General features: G+C 54.1%; 15 protein-coding genes and 1 other RNA gene. 9 read left to right on the top strand and 7 right to left on the bottom strand.

The annotated features are described in order from the left end of the window. Positions 1 to 481: 481 nt before the first annotated feature. The 5 genes from rnpB to garP all read right to left on the bottom strand — a co-directional run bounded on the left by rnpB (position 482) and on the right by garP (position 5,156). An RNA gene (gene rnpB, locus IYV58_RS24085) (RNase P RNA component class A) lies at positions 482 to 860 on the bottom strand. Positions 861 to 892: 32 nt separating this feature from the next. After that, positions 893 to 2,038, bottom strand: a complete 1,146-nt coding sequence (garK, locus tag IYV58_RS24090; RefSeq protein WP_112167199.1) for a glycerate 2-kinase — start codon at positions 2,036 to 2,038, stop codon at positions 893 to 895. A gap of 65 nt (positions 2,039 to 2,103) precedes the next feature. Further along, the gene (gene garR, locus IYV58_RS24095; RefSeq protein ID WP_004105999.1) at positions 2,104 to 2,994 is read right to left on the bottom strand and encodes a 2-hydroxy-3-oxopropionate reductase; all 891 of its coding nucleotides are present in this window, start codon (positions 2,992 to 2,994) and stop codon (positions 2,104 to 2,106) included. Positions 2,995 to 3,022: 28 nt separating this feature from the next. Then, positions 3,023 to 3,793 carry a 2-dehydro-3-deoxyglucarate aldolase gene (garL, locus tag IYV58_RS24100; protein ID WP_024358723.1) on the bottom strand — a complete coding sequence of 257 codons (771 nt, stop codon included), beginning with the start codon at positions 3,791 to 3,793 and terminating at the stop codon, positions 3,023 to 3,025. Between the two features lie 28 nt (positions 3,794 to 3,821). Next, entirely contained in the window at positions 3,822 to 5,156 is a 1,335-nt protein-coding gene (gene garP, locus IYV58_RS24105; protein ID WP_004125538.1) for a galactarate/glucarate/glycerate transporter GarP, read from the bottom strand. 518 nt (positions 5,157 to 5,674) lie between these two features. On the opposite strand from garP, the gene garD reads away from it, so the two are divergent. Continuing rightward, complete coding sequence (garD, locus tag IYV58_RS24110) at positions 5,675 to 7,246, top strand: galactarate dehydratase (RefSeq protein WP_142481276.1); 1,572 nt, start codon at positions 5,675 to 5,677, stop codon at positions 7,244 to 7,246. A gap of 51 nt (positions 7,247 to 7,297) precedes the next feature. On the opposite strand, the gene IYV58_RS24115 is transcribed toward garD, so the two are convergent. Together IYV58_RS24115 and IYV58_RS24120 are read right to left on the bottom strand one after the other, a co-directional pair. Continuing rightward, positions 7,298 to 8,245: a sugar kinase gene (locus tag IYV58_RS24115; RefSeq protein WP_049113444.1), complete on the bottom strand. Its 948-nt coding sequence runs from the start codon at positions 8,243 to 8,245 to the stop codon at positions 7,298 to 7,300. 10 nt (positions 8,246 to 8,255) lie between these two features. Next, positions 8,256 to 9,050: a DeoR/GlpR family DNA-binding transcription regulator gene (locus tag IYV58_RS24120; protein ID WP_162626106.1), complete on the bottom strand. Its 795-nt coding sequence runs from the start codon at positions 9,048 to 9,050 to the stop codon at positions 8,256 to 8,258. Between the two features lie 352 nt (positions 9,051 to 9,402). Between IYV58_RS24120 and IYV58_RS24125 the strand changes: the two genes are divergently transcribed. The 8 genes from IYV58_RS24125 (at position 9,403) to IYV58_RS24160 (ending at position 17,064) form a co-directional block, all read left to right on the top strand. Further along, positions 9,403 to 10,257, top strand: a complete 855-nt coding sequence (locus IYV58_RS24125; RefSeq protein ID WP_049113447.1) for a tagatose bisphosphate family class II aldolase — start codon at positions 9,403 to 9,405, stop codon at positions 10,255 to 10,257. 24 nt (positions 10,258 to 10,281) lie between these two features. Further along, complete coding sequence (pfkB, locus tag IYV58_RS24130; protein WP_049113449.1) at positions 10,282 to 11,196, top strand: 1-phosphofructokinase; 915 nt, start codon at positions 10,282 to 10,284, stop codon at positions 11,194 to 11,196. A 10-nt stretch (positions 11,197 to 11,206) separates the two neighbouring features. Further along, entirely contained in the window at positions 11,207 to 12,619 is a 1,413-nt protein-coding gene (locus IYV58_RS24135; protein ID WP_049113450.1) for a PTS fructose transporter subunit IIC, read from the top strand. A gap of 10 nt (positions 12,620 to 12,629) precedes the next feature. Beyond that, positions 12,630 to 13,445 carry an HPr family phosphocarrier protein gene (locus IYV58_RS24140; RefSeq protein WP_049113451.1) on the top strand — a complete coding sequence of 272 codons (816 nt, stop codon included), beginning with the start codon at positions 12,630 to 12,632 and terminating at the stop codon, positions 13,443 to 13,445. 176 nt (positions 13,446 to 13,621) lie between these two features. Next, positions 13,622 to 14,893: a tagatose-bisphosphate aldolase subunit GatZ gene (gatZ, locus tag IYV58_RS24145; RefSeq protein ID WP_049113452.1), complete on the top strand. Its 1,272-nt coding sequence runs from the start codon at positions 13,622 to 13,624 to the stop codon at positions 14,891 to 14,893. A gap of 13 nt (positions 14,894 to 14,906) precedes the next feature. After that, positions 14,907 to 15,374 carry a PTS galactitol transporter subunit IIA gene (gatA, locus tag IYV58_RS24150; RefSeq protein WP_004135877.1) on the top strand — a complete coding sequence of 156 codons (468 nt, stop codon included), beginning with the start codon at positions 14,907 to 14,909 and terminating at the stop codon, positions 15,372 to 15,374. A 26-nt stretch (positions 15,375 to 15,400) separates the two neighbouring features. Further along, positions 15,401 to 15,685, top strand: a complete 285-nt coding sequence (gatB, locus tag IYV58_RS24155) for a PTS galactitol transporter subunit IIB (protein WP_004106023.1) — start codon at positions 15,401 to 15,403, stop codon at positions 15,683 to 15,685. A gap of 5 nt (positions 15,686 to 15,690) precedes the next feature. Beyond that, on the top strand, positions 15,691 to 17,064 hold the full coding sequence (locus tag IYV58_RS24160) for a galactitol-specific PTS transporter subunit IIC (RefSeq protein ID WP_049113453.1): 1,374 nt from the start codon (positions 15,691 to 15,693) through the stop codon (positions 17,062 to 17,064). Positions 17,065 to 17,073: the final 9 nt, after the last annotated feature.

The raw sequence follows: 17,073 nt of genomic DNA on the forward strand, positions 1-17,073 counted from the left end.
TGGGTATAGCGTCGTGGACAGGCATTCATCTGCCCTGTGTTTCAACCTGCCATAGGAAGCAAAAACCCCCGCCATTTCTGACGAGGGTTTTCTGAAAAGTTGAAGCTGACCGTTAAGCCGCTTTCTTTTGGGTATAGCGTCGTGGACAGGCATTCATCTGTCCTGTGTTTCAACCTGCCATAGGAAGCAAAAACCCCCGCCATCGCTGACGAGGGTTTTCTGAAAAGTTGAAGCTGACCGTTAAGCCGCTTTCTTTTGGGTATAGCGTCGTGGACAGGCATTCATCTGTCCTGTGTTTCAACCTGCCATAGGAAGCAAAAACCCCCGCCATTTCTGACGAGGGTTTTCTGAAAAGTTGAAGCTGACCGTTAAGCCGCTTTCTTTTGGGTATAGCGTCGTGGACAGGCATTCATCTGTCCTGTGTTTCAACCTGCCATAGGAAGCAAAAACCCCCGCCATCGCTGACGAGGGTTTTCTGAAAAGTTGAAGCTGACCGTTAAGCCGGGTTCTGTCGTGGACAGTCATTCATCTAGGCCAGCAATCGCTCACTGGCTCAAGCAGCCTACCCGGGTTCAGTACGGGCCGTACCTTGTGAACCCCTATTTGGCCTTGCTCCGGGTGGAGTTTACCGTGCCGCGAACTGTTACCAGACGCGCGGTGCGCTCTTACCGCACCCTTTCACCCTTACCTGATCCCACTTGCGTGGGCCATCGGCGGTTTGCTCTCTGTTGCACTGGTCGTAGGCTTGCGCCTCCCAGGCGTTACCTGGCACCCTGCCCTATGGAGCCCGGACTTTCCTCCCCTCCGCCCGTCTCCCCCGAAGAGGACGACGACGAAGCGGCGACTGTCTGGTCAGCTTCGGCGCGCAGTATAGAGGGTTTGCCAGCGGTTGTCATCCTTCCGTCGCCATTCCGACCTGCAATGTCGCCGCAATATTACGCGACGCACGATAAATATTGTCCGCCGCGCCGCGAAACGCCTCTTCCAGCGTCGTTACGCTGTTCAGCACGCTAAACACCGCATCAATCCCATACTGGTGAACCACGCCCACGTCGCGGGTCAGACTACCGGCAATGCCAATTACCGGTTTATGATACTTTTTCGCCACGCTCGCCACGCCAACCGGCACTTTACCGTTAATGCTCTGGCTATCCAGCCGACCTTCGCCGGTCACCACCAGCGAACAATCGAGGATATGCTCTTCCAGATTCAGCGCCTGGGTCACGATTTCAATCCCGCTGCGTAATTCAGCGTTCAGGAACGCCATCAGCGCGGCGCCCATACCGCCCGCCGCGCCCGCACCGGCAACCTGCTTCACATCGACATGCAGATCGGCCTTAATAACGTCCGCATAGTGCGCCAGGTTGCTGTCCAGCTCGCGGATCATCGCTTCGGTAGCCCCTTTCTGCGGGCCAAATATCCTTGATGCGCCGGTATCGCCGATCAGCGGATTGGTGACATCGCAGGCCACCCGAATGGCGCAATCATGCAGCCGCGCATCGAGACCGGTAATATCTATCGAATTCAGACTACACAGGCTACCGCCGCCGTGGCCGATCTCCGCGCCATTGGCATCGCAAAGACGCGCGCCCAGCGCCTGCACCATCCCCGCGCCGCCGTCGTTGGTGGCGCTGCCGCCAATGCCAATGATGATATTTTTCGCCCCATGATCCAGCGCCTGCAAAATCAGCTCGCCGGTACCGCGCGACGTCGTCAATAGCGGGTTACGCTGAGCAGGCGGCACCAGCCCCAGCCCGCTGGCCGCAGCCATTTCGATAAACGCGGTTTTGCCATCGCCGGAAAGCCCCCAGCAGGCATCCACCGGGACGCCCAGCGGCCCCGTCACGCAGGCGCTCATCTCGGTTCCCTGCGTCGCGGCAATCATCGCCTCAACGGTCCCCTCGCCGCCATCGGCGAGAGGAACCTTCACGTAGAGCGCATCGGGGAAAATTTCCCGAAAACCTTTTTCTATAGCCTGGGCAACCTCGGTAGCCGAGAGGCTTTCTTTATAAGAGTCTGGGGCGATTACGATTTTCATAGTTATGTAGCCTGACAGTGCCGCGCAAGGCAAGAATTACAGGGCGCGCATCCGCGCCCTTCTTGTTAGCGAGTGACTTCCACTTTCGCCAGTTTTTCGTAGTAGCATGCAAGCGCGCTATGGTCGGCGGTACCCAAACCGTCGGCGCGCAGCGCCTGCATCATCTCCATCACCGCGGCGGTCAGCGGCAGCTGGGCGCCCACGCCGTGGGAGGTGTCCAGCGCGTTCGCCAGATCCTTAATATGCAGATCGATACGGAAGCCCGGCTTGAAGTTGCGGTCCATTACCATTGGCGCTTTGGCATCCAGCACGGTACTTCCGGCCAGCCCGCCGCGGATGGCCTGATATACCAGATCCGGGTTCACGCCCGCTTTGGTCGCCAGCGTCAGCGCTTCGGACATCGCCGCAATGTTCAGCGCCACGATCACCTGGTTAGCCAGCTTGGTCACGTTGCCCGCGCCGATCTCGCCGGTATGCACCACGGAACCCGCCATCGCTTTCAGCAGATCGTAATATTTGTCGAAAATCGCTTTATCACCGCCCACCATCACCGATAGCGTACCGTCGATGGCCTTCGGTTCGCCGCCGCTGACCGGCGCATCCAGCATATCGACGCCTTTCGCTTTCAGCGCTTCGCTGATTTCGCGGCTCGCCAGCGGCGCGATGGAGCTCATATCGATCAGCACGGTGCCTGGCTTCGCGCCTTCGATAATGCCGCCTTCGCCCAGCGCCACTTCTTTCACGTGCGGCGAGTTCGGCAGCATGGTGATGATCACATCGCACTGCTCGGCAATCGCTTTCGCTGATGCCGCAGTTTCTGCGCCTGCGGCAATCACCTCGGCAATCGCTTCCGGGTTACGGTCAGCAACCACCAACGAGTAACCTGCCTTGAGGAGGTTTTTACTCATTGGTTTACCCATGATACCGAGGCCAATAAAACCAACTTTCATTGTCATGTCTTTATCTCTCTAGTTTCGGTGGTGGTTATTTCTTAAAGGAATCAGCCAGTTTTTGCGTGGCAGAGCGGAATACGCCCAGGTCGCTGCCGACGGCGACAAAGGTCGCGCCCCATTCCAGATAGCGCCGCGCGTCGGCTTCAACCGGCGCCAGAATACCGCTCGGCTTACCGTGCTTTTTCGCGCTGGCAAAAATGTGCTGAATCGCTTTCTGCACTTCCGGATGGGAAGCATTACCCAGATGACCCAGCGCAGCGGCCAGATCGCTTGGGCCGACAAAAATACCGTCCACGCCCGGCGTGGCGGCTATCGCATCAACGTTATCCACGCCCTGCTGGCTCTCGATTTGCACGAGAATGGTGATATTTTTGTTCGACTGCGCGAAGTAATCCGGCACGGTGCCAAACATATTGGCGCGGTGCGAAACGGATACGCCGCGAATGCCTTCAGGCGGATAGCGGGTTGAGGCAACGGCGTTAACTGCCTGCTCTTCCGTTTCGACAAACGGAATCAGGAAGTTATAAAAACCGATATCCAGCAGGCGCTTAATGATCACTGGTTCGTTGGTTGGTACGCGGACGACCGGCGCGCTGGCGCTGCCTTTCAGTGCCATCAGCTGCGGGATAAAGGTGGAGATGTCGTTCGGCGCATGTTCGCCGTCCAGTACCAGCCAGTCGAAACCTGCAAGGCCTAAAACTTCGGTGCTAATTGGGCTCGCCAGCGCGGACCAGCAGCCAATCTGAACCTGATGCGCCGCCAGGGCCGCCTTAAATTTATTCGGGAAGATATCGTTATTCATCACTTATACCTTGTCACTTAACCGTTAATTATTTCTGCAGTTCCATGCGTTTGATGTCGCCGACCACAAACAGATAGCAAACCATCGCCATCAGGGCCGAGCATCCGACGAAGACCAGCGCTGCGTTGAATGAGTGCAGCTCGCTCACCAGGTAACCGATAACCAGCGGGGTTACGATGGAAGCGACGTTACCAAAGACGTTAAAGACGCCGCCGCACAGGCCGACAATCTCTTTCGGCGCGGTATCGGAAATCACCGGCCAGCCCAGCGCGCCGAACCCTTTACCGAAGAAAGCCAGCGCCATCAGGGTCACCACCAGCGCGGTGTTATCGGTGTAGTTACACAGAATGATGGTGGAAGCCAGCAGCATTCCGAGGACGATCGGCAGCTTACGCGCCACGGTGATGGAACAACCGCGTTTAATCAGATAGTCGGAGAACACCCCGCCCAGCACGCCGCCGGCAAAACCGCACAGCGCCGGAATCGATGCGACCAGACCCACTTTCAGAATCGACATGCCCTTTTCCTGCACCAGATAAATCGGGAACCAGGTGAGGAAGAACCAGGTGATGGTATTGATAAAATATTGGCCGAAGAACACCCCCAGCATCATGCGGTTGGTCAACAGCTGCTTGATATAGTGCAGTTTAGGTCCGTTGGCCGCCGCGCTGCCGGGCTTTTTATGGTCCATATCAACCACTGCGCCGTTCTCGGAGATAAACTTCAGCTCCTCTTGCGTCATGCGCGGGTGCTCGGTGGGGTTATGGATCAGTTTTACCCACAGGCCGGTCAGCACAAAACCAATCACGCCCATGACGGTGAAGACGTGCTCCCAACCCCAGGCAAAGGTCAGCCAGCCCAGCAGCGGCGAGAACAGCGCCAGAGAGAAATACTGCGCAGAGTTAAAAATCGCCGATGCGGTGCCGCGCTCTTTCGTTGGAAACCACGCAGCGACGATACGGGCGTTTGCCGGGAAAGATGGCGCTTCAGAGAAACCCAGCATAAAGCGCATAAAAAACATGGAGATACCCGCCCACGCCAGCGGAAACATATCCACAAAGCCTTGCAGGAAGGTAAACAGCGACCAGAAGAACAGGCTGTAAGAGTAGACTTTCTTCGAGCCAAATTTATCGAGCAGCCAGCCGCCGGGGATCTGCATCAGCAGGTAGGCCCAGCCGAATGCGGAGAAAATATACCCCATTGAGACCGCGCTCAGCTGCAGTTCTTTCGCCACCTCTGTACCGGCGATCGAGAGCGTCGCCCGGTCGGCATAATTAACAGCGGTAACAATGAAAATGATCAACAGAATTAAATATCGAGTTGGCACTTCCTTTTTCTGTTCTATCATTGCATCCAGACTCATCTAATATTCCTCAGGTACAACACACCTTCCATTATTTATTTTGGCGTGATTCTTCATTATTCATAAATCAATATCAGGAAGTATCGATTTACCTATCCGGCGCATTGCAAGCATGACTCAGTATAATCAGCTCATGGTATTTAATCACTGTGCATAACCCCCACAAAGAGATAACAAAAAACATTATAATTGTGCAAATGCAATAATCAGTGGGCGCTGATGCACAATTCCAGTGATTTCCTTCTATGCCTGACGCCCTCTCGCAAAAACGAGTGATTTAGATCACATTTTTAAATCTAAACACCTGACATTCTTAATTCCATAAATCTGAGCATCAGAAATTGAATATATCCTAAATATTTCGAGTTGCATGAAGACGGCAACGCAGGGAATCCCCAGGAGCTTACTAAAGTAAGTAACCGGGGTGAGCGAGGAAAGCCAACGCACATGCAGCTTGAAATATGACGGGTATAAACGTTTTATTTTATTATTCGCACCTTGCTGGAGAATACTGGACAATGGCTGACATTGAAATTAGACAAGAATCGCCAACGGCGTTTTATATAAAAGTACACGAAACGGATAACGTGGCGATTATTGTTAACGATCGAGGTTTAACGGCCGGAACGCGTTTCCCTGACGGGCTCACGCTGGTTGAACATATCCCGCAAGGCCATAAAGTCGCGCTGGTCGATATTCCCGTCCACGGTGAAATCATCCGCTATGGCGAAGTGATTGGCTATGCGGTACGCGATATCCCGCAGGGCAGCTGGATTGACGAATCACTGGTCGAACTACCTAAAGCGCCGCCGCTGCATACCTTACCGCTGGCGACCAAAGTCCCGGCGCCGCTGCCGCCGCTGGAAGGCTATACCTTCGAAGGCTATCGCAACGCCGACGGTAGCGTGGGCACCAAAAACCTGCTCGGCATTAGCACCAGCGTGCACTGCGTGGCGGGCGTCGTCGATTATGTGGTGAAAATCATCGAACGCGATCTGCTGCCGAATTATCCCAACGTCGATGGTGTTGTGGGTCTGAACCACCTGTATGGCTGCGGCGTGGCGATTAACGCCCCGGCGGCGGTTGTCCCGATCCGTACCATTCATAACCTGGCGCTCAATCCAAACTTCGGCGGCGAAGTGATGGTAATTGGCCTCGGCTGCGAAAAACTGCAGCCGGAGCGTCTGCTGGAAGGTACCGATGATGTGAAAAGCATCCCCGTGGATAGCGCCAGCATCGTCAGCCTGCAAGACGAAAAGCACGTCGGTTTTAAATCGATGGTCGACGATATTCTGCGAGTTGCCGAGCGTCATCTGGAGAAGCTAAACCAGCGCCAACGTGAAACCTGCCCGGCCTCCGAGCTGGTGGTCGGTATGCAGTGCGGCGGCAGCGATGCGTTTTCTGGCGTCACCGCCAATCCGGCAGTGGGCTACGCATCCGATCTGCTGGTGCGCTGCGGGGCGACCGTTATGTTCTCGGAAGTCACCGAAGTACGCGATGCAATCCATCTGCTGACGCCACGCGCCGTCAACGAAGAAGTGGGCAAACGTCTGCTGGAAGAGATGGCCTGGTATGACAACTATCTCGATATGGGCAAAACCGACCGCAGCGCCAACCCCTCCCCGGGCAACAAGAAAGGCGGTCTGGCGAACGTCGTAGAGAAAGCGCTGGGTTCTATCGCCAAGTCCGGGAAAAGCGCGATTGCCGAAGTGCTCTCTCCGGGGCAGCGCCCGACCAAACGCGGTCTGATTTACGCCGCGACGCCGGCTAGCGACTTTGTCTGCGGTACTCAGCAGGTGGCATCCGGGATCACCGTGCAGGTGTTTACTACCGGTCGCGGTACGCCGTATGGCCTGGTCGCCGTGCCGGTCATTAAAATGGCGACACGAACCGAGCTGGCAAACCGCTGGTACGACTTAATGGATATCAACGCGGGAACCATCGCCACCGGGGAAGAGACCATCGAAGAGGTGGGTCTGAAGCTGTTTGAGTTTATTCTTGATGTCGCCAGCGGCCGCAAGAAGACCTTCTCGGATCAGTGGGGATTGCACAATCAGTTGGCGGTGTTTAACCCGGCGCCAGTGACGTGATGCGTTAAAATGCTTATCCCGCTCGTCAAATCTCGAGCGGGATTCACCAGGCTACTTCTGTCTGTTAAAAAAGGCCTCTATCTGCGCCTTCGTCGAAGTCCCTTCCATCGGCCCACGCTGGGTAATCGCCAGTGAACCGCTGGCATTAGCCCATCTCAACGCTTCCTGCGGCGATGTGCCCGACAGGAACAGACTGACAAAGGTTGCACCGAAACAGTCACCCGCTCCCGTAGGATCCACAACCGGGACATGAAACCCGGCAACATGATGCGTTTCCCGGGCGCTGAAATAGCTCGCTCCGCGCGGACCGCGTTTAATCACCACGTGCTTAACGCCGCGCTTTAAAAGTTTATCCACCAGCACCTGTTCATCGCGCCCCGGATTGAGACCAAAGTAATCCAGTTCGCCGTCGCTTGGCAGGAAGATATCGGTGTAATCAAGAATATATTCAAAGGCCTGCGACATTTCTGGGATATTGAGCATCTCTTTACGAATATTCGGATCGAACGAAACCGTGCCGTTGCGCGCTTTGATATTTTCAATCGCCTTACGCATCGCATCGATCATGCGAAACGAAAACAGCGAGGAACCCATAATGTGGAAATGATTGCACTGATTAAGCAGGCTTTCGTCAATATGATCGGCAGTCAACAGACCGCAGGCACTGTTCGGCATATTAAAAATAAAATCGCGCTGTGCCTGACTCCGATAGCTTACAAAAGCACTGCCAGTAGTCGCTTTTTGCAGTATGGCGATACCGTTGACATTAACGCCATCGGCATCCAGTCGCGCGATATTCATTTCGCCAAACGCATCATTGCCGACGCAGCTAAAAAGCACCGAACCAAAACCCAACTTTGCCACCTGATCGGCAAAAATTGCCGGTGCACCGCTGGGATATGGCCCCCAAAACTCTCCCGGGCGAGAAAAGCCCTGGTTCTCTTCTTTTGCCAGAAACTCCACCAGTAGTTCGCCGATGGTGCAAATGGTCACTTTCATCATCGCTCCTTTACTTTGCTTTTTGCAAAGCAGGGTTGAGCCATGTCAGGCACTCATTATTGGTATAGCTGTTAGTCAGCCCTGCGGCGAGTAGACGGGCATGATATTCCGCAGCAACAACCTGCGGCGTAACGATGCCGCTAAGTTGCTGCAAATTGCCAATCGCGTAACGCTTATCGCCATAGACCGGACGATGTGCGGCTACCGCGATTACCCTCTCGCTTTGCGACACCGCTTCGCTCAGCAGGCGGGCGCTGGCTTCCTGTCTGACGCTTAAAGTGCCATCCTCAGCAATATGATCGACAGCTATCAGCGCTCGCGAGGGGCGATAATGACCCAGCGCGCTTAACGCCAGATCGCCTTCGACTATTTTTCCACTACTCCCCAGCACGCCGCCGAGCAGCACGGTTTCGCCATTCAGAAACTCCTGCGCCAACGGCACATGCGCCAGGTCGTTCAACAGTAGACAGAGCTCGTCGTAACCGGCAAGGAAGGGGATCACTTTACGTAATATCGAGCCCTGACCCAGGAATAGCGTTTCACTATCTTCGATCTGCGCGGCGATCTGGCGAGCCATTTCGGTCTCCAGCGCTTTATCGGTGACAACTGGCACCTCCTGAATCAGCGCAACCGGCGTACCTGCCTGAGAAGTGTATATTGCGCCGCCAAAAGAGCGCTTCAGGTAGCCCTGCTGTTCAAGGTAGTTAAGATCGTTACGAATCGTCACCCCGGAAACAGCCAGCATTTCAGCCAGATCGTCGACTTTGATCTCTCCGTTCTTACGCACGATCTCTGCGATGTCCAGGCGCCTTTTCAGCAGACTTGTTGACGGTTTTGCCACAGTGTTGTGCCTTCTTATTTTCTCCCAGAATAACTTTCATTTTTAAATTTCCCCACCACATTGTCAAACGCAAGACCGTCCATATGGGTTTAATACCAAATTAAAATCATTTAATTCATAAAGTTACAGCATTCCTTGCGCCTTAATGTAATTTTAAAAAAGAAAATAAACAAGAAGAAATAACTTTCATTTATAAAAAAACATCACTGATGTGTGCGTTTGATCACAACAAAAACGGGAGTCGGTCGCTACATTACTTTCAAAACGAAGGTTATTAACGAAAATAAACTTACAATATGAAAGTTAAGGAGTATGAATGTTCATTATTTCCAGTAAAAATATGCTGTTGAAAGCCCAACGCCTTGGCTATGCCGTTCCTGCCTTTAATATCCACAACCTGGAAACGATGCAGGTGGTGGTAGAGACGGCAGCCGAGCTGCGTTCTCCACTGATCCTTGCCGGCACCCCGGGAACTTATAGCTATGCAGGAACCGGTAACGTAGTAGCGATCGCTCGCGATCTGGCTAAGATCTGGGATCTTCCTTTAGCGGTCCACCTCGATCACCACGAAGATCTGTTCGATATCACGCGCAAAGTACAGGCCGGTATCCGCTCGGTCATGATCGACGGATCGCATTCGCCTTTTGAAGAAAACGTCGCGTTAGTCAAGAGTGTTGTTGAACTGAGCCACCGCTATGATGCCAGCGTCGAAGCCGAGCTTGGCCGCCTGGGCGGTGTGGAAGATGATTTGGTGGTTGATGCAAAAGATGCGCTGTATACCAACCCGGAACAGGCGCGCGAATTTGTCGCCCGCACCGGCATCGACTCTCTGGCGGTGGCAATCGGTACGGCGCACGGCCTGTACGCAGCGGAACCTAAACTCGATTTTGACCGCCTTGCCGCCATTCGCGATCGCGTTGACGTTCCTCTGGTTCTTCATGGTGCGTCGGGCCTGCCCGATAGCGACATCCGTCGGGCAATTTCGCTGGGCGTGTGCAAGGTCAATGTCGCCACCGAACTGAAAATCGCTTTCTCCGATGCCCTGAAGCACTATTTCGAAGAAAATCCGGATGCTAACGATCCGCGTCATTACATGAAACCGGCCAAAGCGGCGATGAAGGATGTCGTACGCAAAGTCATTCACGTTTGCGGCTGTGAAGGACAACTGTAATTATCGGATCGAAGGAGCAATGTCGTGATCCATACCCTGACACTCAATACGGCAATCGATATGAATATCTTTTGCGATCCGCTGAAGCCGTCGGCAGTGAACCGAACCCGACACACGGAATATTGCCCAAATGGTAAAGGAGTGAACGTATCGCTGATATTAAATCATCATCAGCAGCCCACTCACATTATAGGTATTTTCGGTGGTTTCACTGGCCGCTATATTGTGGAAGAGTTACGTCAGAAAAAAATTAAAGTGACGCCGGCATGGGTCTCTGAGCCAACCAGAATTAATATTTTTATTAATGACGGCATTGAGGAATATAAGCTTGTTAATCCTGGTGCAAAAATTGATGATGAGTGCAAGCAGCAGGTTATTCATCACCTGGAATGCGTTTCCGCTGGGGATTATTTGGTCATTAGCGGCAGCCTGCCTCCAGGAATTGAAAGTCGGTTTTATGGCGAGATTATTGAATTATGCCAGCAGAAAGGCTGCGAAATTATTCTCGATATCAGCCATCCGGTCCTGCGCCAGCTGCTGGAATTACGCCCTTTGCTGATCAAGCCTAACGATGATGAGCTGCGGGAAATCTTCAGTCTCGATGTCAGTAGCCACCAGCAGGTGCGCGAGGCAATGCATACGCTGCACCAGCTCGGCGCTCGCAACGTGCTGTTAACGATGGGCGCCGAGGGTCTCTACTTTTCTGATGGTGAAAGCGTGTGGTTCTGCTCCGCACCCAAAATAGATCTGGTCAGCTCCGCCTGCGCCGGTGATGCCGCACTAGGCGCTTTTCTCAGTAAATGGCTTAACGAGGAAGACGTCACTCACGCCCTGGCACTAGCCAGCGCGACCGGCGCCGATGTCGCCGGTTCCGCTGGATTAGGAAAATTACAACGCACAGAAGAATTATTACAGCAAATTCAAGTCGTCCAATTATAAAGGTCCGATTATGAAAAAAATCATTGCAGTTACCGGTTGCCCTACGGGTATTGCGCATACTTTTATGGCTGAAGAGGCCTTAAAAACCGCAGCAAAGAAATTAAACATTGAAATTAAAGTCGAAACCAACGGCGCTTCAGGTGTTGAAAATGCGATTACTCCTGCGGATTTAAAAGATATTTATGGTGTTATTATTGCCGCTGATAAAGATGTTAACGCCGAGCGATTTAATGGTCTACCTGTCATTGAAGTTCCGGTTAAAGAAGCCATTCACCATCCGGCTGATTTAATTAACAAAGTTATCAGCGGCCAGGCGGCGCGTCGTCAGGGTATTTCTTCCTCCCACGCTTCAACGGAGAAATACGAGCAGGAGTCTTTCGGTCGCCAGGTATATAAGCACCTGATGAGCGGCGTCTCTAACATGCTACCGTTTGTTGTCGCCGGAGGGATTTTGATTGCCATCTCCTTTCTTTGGGGCATCTACTCCGCCGATCCAAACTCGCCGCAATATAACGTTATCGCCGCCACGCTAATGAAAGTGGGTCAACAGGCCTTCTCAATCATGGTGCCGATTTTCACCGCTTATATCGCCTGGTCTATTTCCGGGCGTCCCGGTATGGTCGCGGGATTTGTCGGTGGGCTATTAGCCAACGCTACCGGCGCAGGCTTTCTCGGCGGGATTATCGCCGGTTTCGCCGCCGGTTATTTTATGCTGCTGATCCGCAATATGCTCAACGGCCTGCCGCGCCAGTATGAAGGACTGAAATCGATCTTCATTATGCCGCTCGTTGGCGTACTGGTGATTGGCGTGATGATGGTGCTGCTGGGTCAACCCGTCGCCGCTATCAACAACGCGATGATGAACTGGCTGAGCTCATTGCAGGAAGCAAACCCGATTCTGCTGGGCATTGTGGTAGGCGCGATGTGCTCCTTCGACTTTGGCGGCCCGGTGAATAAAGCCGCCTACGTTACCGGTACGCTGCTGCTTGGTCAGGGTAACTACTTCTTTATGGCCGGAGTTTCCGCCGCCTGCATCACGCCGCCGCTGGTTATCGCACTGGCAACGACCTTCTTTCCGAAAGGCTTCAGTGAAGAAGAGCGCGCCGCCGGAATGGTCAACTATATCCTCGGCTGCACTCATATTACTGAAGGCGCTATTCCGTTCGCCGCGAAAGATCCTTTACGCGTCATCCCTATGATGATGATCGCCTCTTCCATCTCTGCGGTTCTCAGCTATAGCCTGCAAATTCAGGTTCCTGCTCCACACGGCGGCTTCCTGATCCTGCCGCTGGTGAGCAAACCGCTGATGTGGGTACTGTGTATTCTCGCCGGTTCTGCCTGCGGCGCGGTCATGCTGGGATGCTGGAGGTTATGGCAAAAACGGAACCAGGAAGCGGCGACGCTTGCCGGTGCCATTAAATAAGGAGCTATTTATGCAACTGAGTTGCGCAGATATCCATTTCGACCACGCGATCAAAACGAAAGATGAAGCGCTGCAACGCGTCGTTGGCAGATTAACCGAAGCAGGGCATACCACGCCCGCTTATCTGAACGGCATGCGCGACCGCGAAGGGCAAATCAGCACGTACCTTGGCAACGGTATCGCCATTCCTCACGGCACGCCGCAGAGCCGCGATGCGGTGCTGAAAACCGGAGTGAAAGTGCTGGCCTGCCCGCAGGGGGTAGATTGGGGAGAAGAACAAACGGCTTATCTGATAGTGGGTATCGCCGCACAGGATAGCGAACACCTCGATATCCTACGCCAGCTTACCCATGCCATGAGCGACGAGCGCGTGCCTGAAGCGCTCTCGCGCGCCGAGAGCCCGCAGGCGGTGCTGAAGATTCTGGCCGGAAATATCTTTCCGGCCGAAGGGGAAGAGATGAAACCGCCTCCGGCGTTCGATGAAGAGGCGACGTTTACCCTACGCAATCCCCACGGACTGCACGCGCGGCCAAGCGCGGTCCTGGTGAAAGCGGTGAAGCAGTGGCGATCGCAAATTCGGGTGGAAAATCTCGACACCCGTTCCGCTATTGTTGATGCCAAAAATCTGATGCGGGTCGTTTCTCTCGGCGCAAAGCAGGGGCATCGGCTGCATTTTATGGCCAGCGGGGAAGATGCCCATCAGGCGCTGGAGGCTATCGGTACGGCCTTTAATGCCGGATTAGGCGAAATTGCCGCACAGCCGCAGCAGGTCGTTCAGCCAGCAGAAAAGCCTAAACGGAGCTGGCTTTCACGAATATTTAGTTAAATTTCAATAAATTAAAAACGCTCTGCCGTCATCGCCAGAGCGTTTTTTTATCTTCAACTTTCGCAACATTACGTTTTATCTTTCTTTTTTTCGAGATTGATCACAAATCAAAACAAAGGAGTTTGCGAGCAAAACAAAACATAACGAATATATTCGAAAGAAAACGGAGGTTTGAAATGAAAGATATTATTTCCCGACACAAAGCTGGCGAACACATCGGCATCTGCTCAGTTTGTTCCGCGCATCCGCTGGTTATCGAAGCCGCGCTACGTTTCGATCTGCATACCAACAACAAGGTGCTTATCGAAGCAACCTCTAATCAGGTTAACCAGTTTGGTGGCTACACCGGTATGCAGCCTGCGGACTTCCGCGATTTCGTGAATAAAATTGCCCAGGACGTTGGTTTTCCGTCAGAACGCATCATCCTCGGCGGCGACCACCTTGGCCCGAACTGTTGGCAGGACGAGCCTGCCGCCGAAGCGATGGAAAAATCTGTCGACCTGATTAAGGCCTACGTCGCCGCAGGCTTCAGCAAAATCCATCTCGATGCCTCGATGTCCTGCGCTGACGACCCGGTACCTCTGAACCCGGCCGTCGTCGCTGAACGCGCCGCCCGCCTGTGCCAGGCCGCAGAAGAGGCAGCAAGCGATGAGCTGAAGCGCCATCTGACCTACGTGATTGGTACCGAAGTTCCGGTACCGGGCGGCGAAGCCAGCACCATAGGCAGCGTCCATGTGACCCGCGCGCAGGATGCGGCGGCGACGCTGGAAACCCATGAAGCCGCCTTCCGCAAACTGGGTCTTAACGCAGCGCTGGAGCGCGTCATTGCTATCGTGGTGCAGCCCGGCGTTGAGTTCGACCATACGCAAATTATCCATTATCAGCCGGAAGCCGCCAAAGCGCTCTCCTCGTGGATCGAAGGCACGCCGATGGTCTACGAAGCGCACTCAACTGATTACCAGTCTCGTCAGGCCTACCGGGCGCTGGTGCGCGACCATTACGCCATCCTCAAAGTGGGCCCGGCGCTGACCTTCGCACTGCGTGAAGCCATTTTTGCCCTCGCACAAATGGAAAATGAGCTGGTCGCTCCGGAGTCCCGCAGCCGCGTAATGGAAGTGATTGATGAAGTGATGCTTAACGAGCCGGGCTACTGGAAAAAGTACTACCGCCCGACCTGGAGCCAGGCAATGGTGGATATCCACTTCAGCCTGTCCGACCGCATTCGCTACTACTGGCCACATCCACGTATTCGCCAGAGCGTGGAAAAGTTAATTGCAAACCTGACCGAAACTAAGCTGCCGCTGGGCCTTATCAGCCAGTATATGCCCGTGCAGTTTGAACGACTGTCGTTAAACGAACTTTCCGCCGTGCCGCACGACCTCATCCTCGACAAGATTCAGGATGTGCTGCGAGCTTACCGTTACGGCTGTTCATCTGAAATCGCCTGAGTAAAGAGGATTTATGAGTCAATTGTTTGTTCGTACCGGCATTCATTTTAGCTCCAGCCAGCAGGCGTTGGAGCATATTGGCGAAGAGATGCTGGCGCGCGGCGTCGTGCATGATAGCTACCCACTGGCGCTGCTCGAACGAGAAGCAACTTTCCCAACCGGCATTGCGCTGGAGCAGCACGCGGTCGCTATTCCCCACTGCGAGGCAGTACATGCGAAGTCTCCGGCTATCTATCTGATTCGCCCGGATAATCCGGTCCCTTTTCAACGCGCTGACGACGACGGAGAAATCGACGTTTCGTTAATCATCGCACTGATTGTAGAAAATCCGACCGCACAGCTACAGCTGCTGCGCCGGTTATTTAGTGAGCTACAGAATCCGACCACGCTTGAAGCATTATTGGCTGCCTCGCAAGAGCAGCTGCCCGAGCTGTTTCGGCACTCTATCCTTGAGTCAGAACCCAGCGTTCAGGCTTTATAACAGACTGATAATAAAAGGGGTACCCTATGAAACGTAAAGTAATTGTAGCCTGTGGAGGCGCTGTTGCCACCTCGACCATGGCCGCAGAAGAGATCAAAGATCTGTGCGCGGACCATAGCATTGAACTGGATCTGGTGCAGTGTCGAGTGAATGAAATCGAAACCTATATGGACGGCGCGCACCTCATCTGCACCACCGCCCGGGTCGACAGAACCTTTGGCGATATTCCAGTGGTTCACGGCATGCCTTTCATATCCGGCGTAGGTATTGAAGAGCTGCAGCAAAAAATCCTGAACATCCTGACGGAGTAACGCTCATGTTTAGCGAAATCATGCGTTATATCCTCGATCTTGGTCCAACGGTGATGCTGCCGATCGTGATCATTATCTTCTCCAAAATACTGGGGATGAAGCTCGGGGACTGTTTTAAATCAGGCCTGCATATCGGGATTGGTTTCGTTGGTATCGGCCTGGTCATTGGCCTGATGCTCGACTCTATCGGCCCGGCGGCAAAAGCGATGGCGGAGCATTTCCAGATTAACCTGCACGTGATTGATATTGGCTGGCCAGGGTCGTCGCCGATGACCTGGGCATCGCAAATCGCGCTGGTGGCGATTCCTATCGCCATTGCAGTCAACATCTTCATGCTGGTGACCCGGATGACTCGCGTTGTGAACGTCGATATCTGGAACATTTGGCATATGACCTTTACCGGCGCAATGCTGCATATCGCCACCGGCTCTTACTGGATCGGTATTCTTGGCGTGGTGGTACATGCGGCTTTCGTCTACAAACTTGGCGACTGGTTTGCGAAGGATACTCGCGACTTTTTCGGCCTTGACGGTATCGCTATTCCGCACGGCAGCTCAGCTTATTTAGGGCCGATAGCGGTGCTGGTCGATACGATTATTGAAAAAGTCCCCGGCTTGAATCGTATTCACTTCAGCGCTGACGATATCCAGAAACGCTTCGGCCCGTTCGGCGAGCCGGTCACCGTCGGCTTTGTTATGGGGCTGGTCATCGGCGCGCTGGCAGGCTACGACCTGAAAGGTATTCTGCAGCTGGCGGTGAAAACCGGTGCTGTGATGTTGCTGATGCCGCGCGTTATCAAACCGATCATGGACGGCCTGAACCCGATAGCCAAACAGGCGCGTAAACGTCTGCAGGCAAAATTCGGTGGCCAGGACTTCCTGATTGGTCTCGACCCGGCACTGCTGCTTGGCCATACCTCGGTCGTCTCTGCCAGCCTGATCTTTATCCCGCTGAGTATTCTTATCGCGGTCGTGGTGCCGGGCAACCAGGTCCTGCCGTTCGGTGACCTCGCAACCATCGGTTTCTTCGTGGCAATGGCGGTTGCGGTGCATCAGGGGAACCTGTTCCGTACGCTAATTTCCGGGATCATCCTGATGGGGATCACGCTATGGATTGCGACGCAAACCATCGGCCTGCATACCCAACTGGCGGCTAACGCCGGCGCTCTGAAGGCGGGAGGCCTTGTGGCCTCCATGGACCAGGGCGGTTCGCCGATTACCTGGCTACTCATTCAGCTCTTCACCTGGCAAAACGTGGTGGGTTTTGCGGTTATCGGTGTCATCTATGTTGCCGGCGTGCTGCTGACGTGGCGCCGGGCTCGCAACTTTGCCGCCGCAGAGAAAGCGGCCACCGCGCAACAGAGCCCAAGCATTTCTTAACCTCAAGGG

Origin of the sequence: Klebsiella sp. BDA134-6, from assembly GCF_015601345.1 — a bacterium.
Taxonomy (GTDB): Bacteria; Pseudomonadota; Gammaproteobacteria; order Enterobacterales; family Enterobacteriaceae; genus Klebsiella; species Klebsiella grimontii.